The 6434-nt window shown below is 66.9% G+C and carries 9 protein-coding genes; 3 read left to right on the top strand and 6 right to left on the bottom strand.

Features of this window, described 5'->3' with window-relative positions:
* Positions 1 to 67: 67 nt before the first annotated feature.
* Both AVL48_RS22985 and AVL48_RS22990 read right to left on the bottom strand, forming a co-directional pair.
* Positions 68 to 463, bottom strand: a complete 396-nt coding sequence (locus AVL48_RS22985) for a hypothetical protein (RefSeq protein WP_061988478.1) — start codon at positions 461 to 463, stop codon at positions 68 to 70.
* A 393-nt stretch (positions 464 to 856) separates the two neighbouring features.
* Positions 857 to 1072 (bottom strand): hypothetical protein, encoded by a 216-nt coding sequence (locus AVL48_RS22990; RefSeq protein WP_061988477.1) that lies wholly within the window; start codon positions 1070 to 1072, stop codon positions 857 to 859.
* A 138-nt stretch (positions 1073 to 1210) separates the two neighbouring features.
* Here AVL48_RS22990 and AVL48_RS22995 point away from each other — a divergent pair, with 138 nt between their 5' ends.
* Positions 1211 to 1396: a hypothetical protein gene (locus AVL48_RS22995; protein WP_061988475.1), complete on the top strand. Its 186-nt coding sequence runs from the start codon at positions 1211 to 1213 to the stop codon at positions 1394 to 1396.
* Positions 1397 to 1399: 3 nt separating this feature from the next.
* Here the strand turns inward: AVL48_RS22995 and AVL48_RS23000 are convergent, their stop codons facing one another.
* Entirely contained in the window at positions 1400 to 1942 is a 543-nt protein-coding gene (locus AVL48_RS23000) for an ArsR/SmtB family transcription factor (protein WP_061988473.1), read from the bottom strand.
* Positions 1943 to 2017: 75 nt separating this feature from the next.
* Between AVL48_RS23000 and AVL48_RS23005 the strand changes: the two genes are divergently transcribed.
* Positions 2018 to 3205 carry an MFS transporter gene (locus AVL48_RS23005; protein WP_244162664.1) on the top strand — a complete coding sequence of 396 codons (1188 nt, stop codon included), beginning with the start codon at positions 2018 to 2020 and terminating at the stop codon, positions 3203 to 3205.
* A gap of 192 nt (positions 3206 to 3397) precedes the next feature.
* On the opposite strand, the gene AVL48_RS23010 is transcribed toward AVL48_RS23005, so the two are convergent.
* A complete protein-coding gene (locus AVL48_RS23010; RefSeq protein ID WP_061988469.1) occupies positions 3398 to 4048 on the bottom strand; it encodes a maleylpyruvate isomerase family mycothiol-dependent enzyme in 651 nt (216 codons plus the stop codon).
* Between the two features lie 69 nt (positions 4049 to 4117).
* Here AVL48_RS23010 and AVL48_RS23015 point away from each other — a divergent pair, with 69 nt between their 5' ends.
* Positions 4118 to 5122, top strand: a complete 1005-nt coding sequence (locus AVL48_RS23015; RefSeq protein WP_061988467.1) for an RNA polymerase subunit sigma-70 — start codon at positions 4118 to 4120, stop codon at positions 5120 to 5122.
* A gap of 138 nt (positions 5123 to 5260) precedes the next feature.
* Here AVL48_RS23015 and AVL48_RS23020 read toward each other — a convergent pair whose 3' ends face one another.
* Both AVL48_RS23020 and AVL48_RS39625 read right to left on the bottom strand, forming a co-directional pair.
* Positions 5261 to 6121, bottom strand: coding sequence for a hypothetical protein (locus tag AVL48_RS23020; protein WP_143105039.1), 861 nt, complete (start codon positions 6119 to 6121; stop codon positions 5261 to 5263).
* A gap of 81 nt (positions 6122 to 6202) precedes the next feature.
* The coding region (locus tag AVL48_RS39625) for a hypothetical protein (RefSeq protein ID WP_169812903.1) at positions 6203 to 6434 on the bottom strand (232 nt) is incomplete at its 5' end.

Raw genomic sequence — 6434 nt, forward strand, 5'->3', positions numbered from 1 at the left:
TACCAGCCCAGGTTCGCCCGCGGGCTCAGAGTCGGTGGCGGCACAAACACTAAGGAGTTCGATGTGCTCAGCCGACGTAGTGAACGCAGATATCCGTGGGTGCTGCCGCCCCCGTATGGATCTTGACCTGCACGGCGTTGTCCTTGACGGCGGTGCCTTCCGCGTAAATTCGGTAGGCGCCGAAGAATTCCTGGGTTGGGTTGCCCCCGCCTGCCTCCACCGCGGAGGCGACCACGGGTTGTCCTACGCTCACCGGGGCGCCGTACCACGTCACGATGGTCCCGTCTGTCACCCCGCCGTAGCACCGGATCTGGGCAAAAGACGAGGTGGTACTCGCCTTGCTCATGCTTTGTGACGCAGTGCCGGCCGAGGCGATCGACGGGCCGACCGAGAGGCCAACGACGGTGGCCCCGATGGCCAGCGCCCCGGCGATGGTTCGTTTGGTTTGAACAGACATCGACATGGTGGAGAATCCTTCCGATTCGCAAGAGAAAGTCGCTGCTGGGACAGCGGATTATCCAGGGCGGTTCCGACCGGTCAGTGGTCTCTTACTGAGTGAACCCGGTGTGCATTTCCAGACAATTGATCGAGCAGCGGGCAGGCGTCCCGCTGTGCGGGCGCTGGCTGCCCTCCCACCAGTGCCTATGATCCGAGCGCAGCGCGCCCCCGGGAATGCCCGTCACCATTCCCGCCCGTCCTCAAAACCAACGATCGCAGAACCAGCGACACGCGTCCATATCCTTCGGGCACCCCTAAAGGCAGGAGGATTAGCCCACGTGAGCGACCTGCCGACCGTTGACAGACCGAGAATAGGTGTGATGGGCCAGAAACGGCCGGCGATTGCAGGACCCGCTGGTCAGTGGCCGGGAACGAGTGACCGACATCGGCGGCCAGCGTACGTGCCGTTGGCGACGGTGACCGTCGGCATGGCATCGCAGGTGAGGATGGGCTGGTCGCCGCCGGGTCGGTCGAAGTGCAATTGGACGTAGTCGTACACGAAGTTCACCGAGGACAGCCGCGACCCGACCAGCCTGCCCAGCAACTCGTTCGGCAAGTACCCGTCCTCTGACATACCGTCATCTTGCCGTAGCGACCTCGGGTCATAGGCATGATCGCGCTTGCGCGCCTGTGGACCACCCCGCAGCATGAGCGGACGTCTGCCTTTGGAGAGGAGCGGAGGGACGATTCGGTGTCCGCCACCATTGGGTCTGTGGATGTCGCATGGTCGGAACGGCGCAAGGATGTGGTCTCGGCATTCATCGCCCACGCCCGGCTGGACCTCGGCGAGCCGGAGGCGGCGAGGGAACTGGCCGACCTGGCGGTGCGGATCGCGTCGAAACGGGGACGGCGGCTGCCCGAAGAACGAGCGCGGGCACTGGCGCTGCTGCTCGCGTGAGGCTCACTCCGCCAGGCGGTGCAGCAGGAAGATCCCGTTCAGCAGCGGCCGGTCGAGCCGTTGATGGTCGGTGGCAACGTACTCGTCGAGGATGTCGAGGATGCGGTTGTCGAGTTCGGCGACCTCCTCGGGCGTGAGGTGCAGCGCGAATCGCTCGACCATCCGCACCGACCCCGGACCCGCTTCGCGGAGCTCGTCCTGGAACGCCTCTATCGGGCCGAACCGGGTGTCCTCGTCCTCGTCGTTGAGAGGTCCGTTCAGCCACCAGGACTTGCCCACGCTGCGGTAGGGCTTCTCGAGCGCGCCGCTCGACCCGGTTCGCACCGGCGCCGGCTCCAGAAGACCGGCTTCGGCCAGCTGTCGCACGTGGTAGAGCACGGTGCCGGGATCCTTGCCGAGCCTGTCGGCCAGTTCCTTGTTGGTCAGCTCCTGCTGCCCGCAGAGCCGGAGGATGCGCAGCCTCAAGGGGTGCCCGAGTGCCTTGGCTTCGCGTGCCGTCGCCTCACGCCGCCGGTCCGCGACCCTGGCGGCGACCTGTTCGTCCATCACCGCAGCGTAGCCGATTGATGGATAAACCCAACATCGATGGAGTTTTCTCCATCGATGTGCGATTCTCGATCGATGACCTCGCTGGGGACCGTTTACTGGCGGCTGTGGAGCTCGTCAGGGCTGTCGAATCTGGCCGACGGGATCGTCAAGGTCGCGCTCGGCCTGGTGGCGATCCAGTTCACCCGGTCACCGGCGCTCATCGCGGGACTGGCGTTCGTGTCGTCGCTACCGTGGCTGCTGTTCGCCCTGCACGCCGGGGTGCTCGCCGACCGCGTCGACCGCCGTCGCGCGATGCTCACCGCCAACGTGTTCCGCGCGGGCCTGCTCGGCGCGCTCGCGATGGCGATCGCACTGGGCTTCGGATCGATCTGGCTGCTCTACGTGGTCGCGCTGGGGCTCGGGATCGCCGAAACGGTCCACGACACGGCCGCGCAGGCGATCCTCCCCCAGATCGTCGGCCGCGATCGGCTGACGCGGGCCAACAGTCGCCTCTACGCAGCCGAACTCACCGCCAACGAATTCGCTGGACCGCCGCTGGGCGGCGTCCTAGTCGCCGCGGGTGCCTTCACAGCGTTCGCGGCGCCCTCGGCACTCTGGATCGTCGCGATCGTCGCGCTCTTCTTCGTCCCGGGATCGTTCCGCACCGTACGAGCCCGCGAAACGAGCGTGCGCGAAGATCTCGTCGAAGGACTGCGTTTCGTTTGGGAGAACCGGATTCTCCGGATTCTGGCGATCATGGTCGGCGGGTTCAACTTCGCCACGAGCGCCGTGATCACGATCTTCGTGCTTTACGCGGTGGGCCCGTCGTCGGCAATGGGATTGACGGAACAGACCTACGGCTTCCTGCTGTCCACCATCGCTCTCGGCAGTTTCGCGGCGTCGTTCGCGGCCGAGCGGATCGAACTCGCGCTCGGCCGCACCCGGGCCTTGATCCTCAGCCTGTTCACCGGCGCCGCGCTCGCCGGAATCCCCGCGGTGACCACGAATCCGTACGTGATCGGCGCCGTGTTCTTCCTCGGCGGCGCCGGGGTCGTGGTGTGGAACGTCATCGTCGTGTCGCTGCGCCAGCGGATCATCTCGGATTATCTGCTCGGGCGGGCCACCAGCGGCCACCGGCTCGTCGCCTGGGGCACCAGACCACTGGGGGCGATGGCGGCAGGACTCCTCGCGGAGGGCGTCGGCCTGCGGTCGGTATTCGCGGGAGCGGCGGCGGTGATCCTGGCGCTAGTGCTGCTCACCCCTCGTGAATGGGGGTCGTGAATGGCAAGTGGTCCTGAAGCACGCACACGTTCGAGCACGCACTTACTTACCAGGCCACCACATTCAGCCGCGTCCCGGAGTGATCGGCTTTGCCTCCATGCTCGCTCCGCGGCATGAGAGGGCATTGGTGGTAACCATATGGGGCAGCGGGCACCGTTTGACTTCGGGAGGGTCAGCTGATGGCGCTGGAGCTCACCTGAGTGAACGGTCGCGCAGTGTAGGGACCCCGTCCCCGTGGAGTTCCTCGCAGAACCTGGTGCGGCCGGTCATGGCCATGATCAGTGCGAGGGTGCGGCCGGACACCAGGGGGCCTTCTCCGGAGGTGAAGGGGCCATCGGTGGCTACGAGGCGCAGGCCTTTGACTCGCTTCTTGGCTATGACCACTTGGTCCGTGCCGCGGTAGTACTCGGCGACCCGGGTGAGCGTCGCGATCGGGGGCTCGTAGTAGATACCCAGCGGATGGCGGATGTCCTCCCCATGGACGATCGTTTCGCCGAGCATCGCGATGACCGGCAGTGGCGGCTTGGTCTTGCTGGTGACGGCGCGGTGGAACCGTTCGCGTGTCTCGGCTGGACTGTCGCCGAGCTGTTCGGTCAGGCGCATGACCACCTGTTTGTCGAAGTCAAAACGGCAGCGCACCACCCCGGTGAACCAGCGGAGACCGTTCAGATTCGCCCCCGCGGTCAGATGGGCCAGCACCTCCCGCACGGACAGGTCGCTGCACAACGAACGGGTGGCCCACTGCTCGTCCGTAAGGTGCATCACGTCGGTCGCGAGGGCGGCGCGTTCGGCGTGCACCAGCGGCCAGATCTCGGCGGGGCGGAGCCTGTGAGGGGCGGTCATGGTGGTCCTTCCTGGCGGATCAGGGCTGGCATCGGGTGAGACCGGCGCCATCGGGCAGAATCGTCGGTGATGGACAACACTCTTTGCACGCAGGCCACCGACCTCGAGCGCGCGCGCGACGGCGACGAAGCGGCGTTCACCCGCCTGGTGGCGCCGCTGCACACGGAGTTACGCGCGTACTGCTACCGCATTCTCGGCTCGGTTCACGACGCCGACGACGCCCTTCAGGACGCGCTAGTACGGGCATGGCGTGCGTTCGGGCGGTTCGAAGGCCGCAGTTCCCTCCGCACTTGGCTCTACACCGTCGCCACCCGCACGAGCCTCGATCTGGCCGACGCGCGGGGCAGGCGCGCCTTGCCAATGGACCTTGGCCCGGCCAGCGAACGAGCGATGATCGAGGGCAACGACCCGGTCACCGACGTAGCGTGGCTCGGCCCGTACCCCGCGAACGCGTCCGACGACCTCGGCGACCGATACGTCTACCGCGAGTCCGTGGAGCTGGCATTCGTCGCCACCCTGCAGCACCTGCCCGGCAACCAGCGCGCGGCACTGGTTTTGTTCGAGGTGCTCAGCTTCTCCGCCGCCGAGATCGCCGAGATCATGAGCACCTCCACATCATCGGTGAACTCCGCCATCGCCCGAGCCAGGATCACGCTCGGCGCGAAGATGCTCAGGTCCTCACAACCATCGACCGACGACGGCCGATTGCGCCACCTTGCCACCAGCTTCGCCGACGCCCTGACCAACGGCGATCCCGACGCCCTCGTCGCACTGCTGTGCGAGGACGTCACCTGGACCATGCCCCCGCTGCCGCACTGGTACCGCGGTCGCGACGCCGTCGTCGACTTCGCCGTCGAGGTCCCCATGACCCGCTGCCCCAGCTGGCGCTACCTCCTCACCACCGCCAACGGACTACCCGCCGTCGCCTTCTACCTCGGCGAGCACCCGAACGCTCGCCATGACCCGTGGTCCATCACCGCCTTCACCGTCCACCACGGCCTGATCACCACGATCACGTCCTTCATCGACGCCCACCACTTCACACCGTTCGGGCTTCCCGCCGCACTTTCCTGATCAACACCGCTGCCCTCGGCCCCACCACTGCCATGAGTGTCGCCGTAAAAGCCACGGTCGGTGGTAGGCCCTTGCTGACACGATTGCGCGGGGAATAAGCATTCCCCGGCACTCTTCGCACCCGGAGGTTGACCGGCTTCAGCGGGCGGGTCTATCCCGTGATCGGTGTTTCCGGCGTTGTTGATCAGTAGGTTTCGGCTCCCGGCCAGCGGCGCCCAACGACGGTGTGCCGCTGCCCGGAGGCCGGGCCGCCGAGTCAGCTGTCAGGGTGCTCTCCACATCAGGGCCCGTTCCGCTGCCCGGAAGAGCATCCAACGATGCTGCGCGTGACGCGGCGTCGTTGATGATGGCCCGCGCCCTCTCGATCATTTCGAGGGGTTGCCCTTGGTTTCCCCAGAGGGCCGTTGTGCTGGTGTCCCACAGCCGTCCGGGCACTGTGGAGGGCGTGAGCATGACGCCAAGCGTGCAGTGCTCCCAGTCGCCGATGGCGGTGCTGTAGTCGTGGTGCAGGACCTGTAGCCGGATCATCAAGGCGTCGCGGGCCTCCTCGGACAGGCGTGAGGCGACGACGAACCGCAGTGGCGTGAAGTCGCCAGGGGCCGGGATGGCCGTGCGGCTATGGGTGAGGGTGCCGGGTTTGGTGTGCTGGGCCGCGGACTTCATGAACCTGATCAAGGTGCGGCCGAGTTCGGTCCGGTGCTCGACTGGCAAGCCGTCCAGTGCGGCGAGGATGAGCAGGAGATCCGCGTCGCGTCCCTCCGGAACCGGGGTCTCCGCCACGTCTTCCATGATCATACGGAGCATGAGGTACGGCTCCTGTGCGTCGTGGCCTGCTGCGTGCAGTGGTGCCCGGGCCACCGAGATCGTCTCCGACGGTCTCGCGCCCAGCACTGACACCACCGCCGGATGAACTGGATCGGGCCTGGCTTCGATGTCGGCGAGGGCGTATTCGTGGTAGCGGCGTGGCTGGCTCGTCGCCGAGTTCGGCGGCGTCGCCACCGGCTGCGCGCATGAGGTAGGCCAGCACGGCTCGGGTCGAGCGCAGATGGCCGAACAGGAACTCCCAGTCCCGCCGGAGGATCACGATCGTGGGAACCCCGGTCGGCGCCGCGGGAGGCAGGTACCACGGGGCGGATCCGCGTGGTCGATCACCACGACCGTCAGCCACTCGTAGTCTTGGCCCGCGACGTGGATGGTCCGCCCGCGCGCGTTGGTCATCGCCGCGGCGGCGAACTTGAGGCGGATAGCGTCCTCGGCCGCGTATCCCTGGGTCGCGGCTTCCGGCAGCGGGGAGGCGTCCGGGATACGCCGG

This window comes from Amycolatopsis regifaucium (assembly GCF_001613935.1).
GTDB classification, from domain to species: Bacteria; Actinomycetota; Actinomycetes; order Mycobacteriales; family Pseudonocardiaceae; genus Amycolatopsis; species Amycolatopsis regifaucium.

What these genes read in the sequence shown, in the direction of transcription:
- AVL48_RS22985 (WP_061988478.1), bottom strand. Translation starts at nt 463, where the DNA reads ATGTCGATGTCTGTTCAAACCAAACGAACCATCGCCGGGGCGCTGGCC.
- AVL48_RS22990 (WP_061988477.1), bottom strand. Translation starts at nt 1,072, where the DNA reads ATGTCAGAGGACGGGTACTTGCCGAACGAGTTGCTGGGCAGGCTGGTC.
- AVL48_RS23000 (WP_061988473.1), bottom strand. Translation starts at nt 1,942, where the DNA reads ATGGACGAACAGGTCGCCGCCAGGGTCGCGGACCGGCGGCGTGAGGCG.
- AVL48_RS23005 (WP_244162664.1), top strand. Translation starts at nt 2,018, where the DNA reads ATGACCTCGCTGGGGACCGTTTACTGGCGGCTGTGGAGCTCGTCAGGG.
- AVL48_RS23010 (WP_061988469.1), bottom strand. Translation starts at nt 4,048, where the DNA reads ATGACCGCCCCTCACAGGCTCCGCCCCGCCGAGATCTGGCCGCTGGTG.
- AVL48_RS23015 (WP_061988467.1), top strand. Translation starts at nt 4,118, where the DNA reads ATGGACAACACTCTTTGCACGCAGGCCACCGACCTCGAGCGCGCGCGC.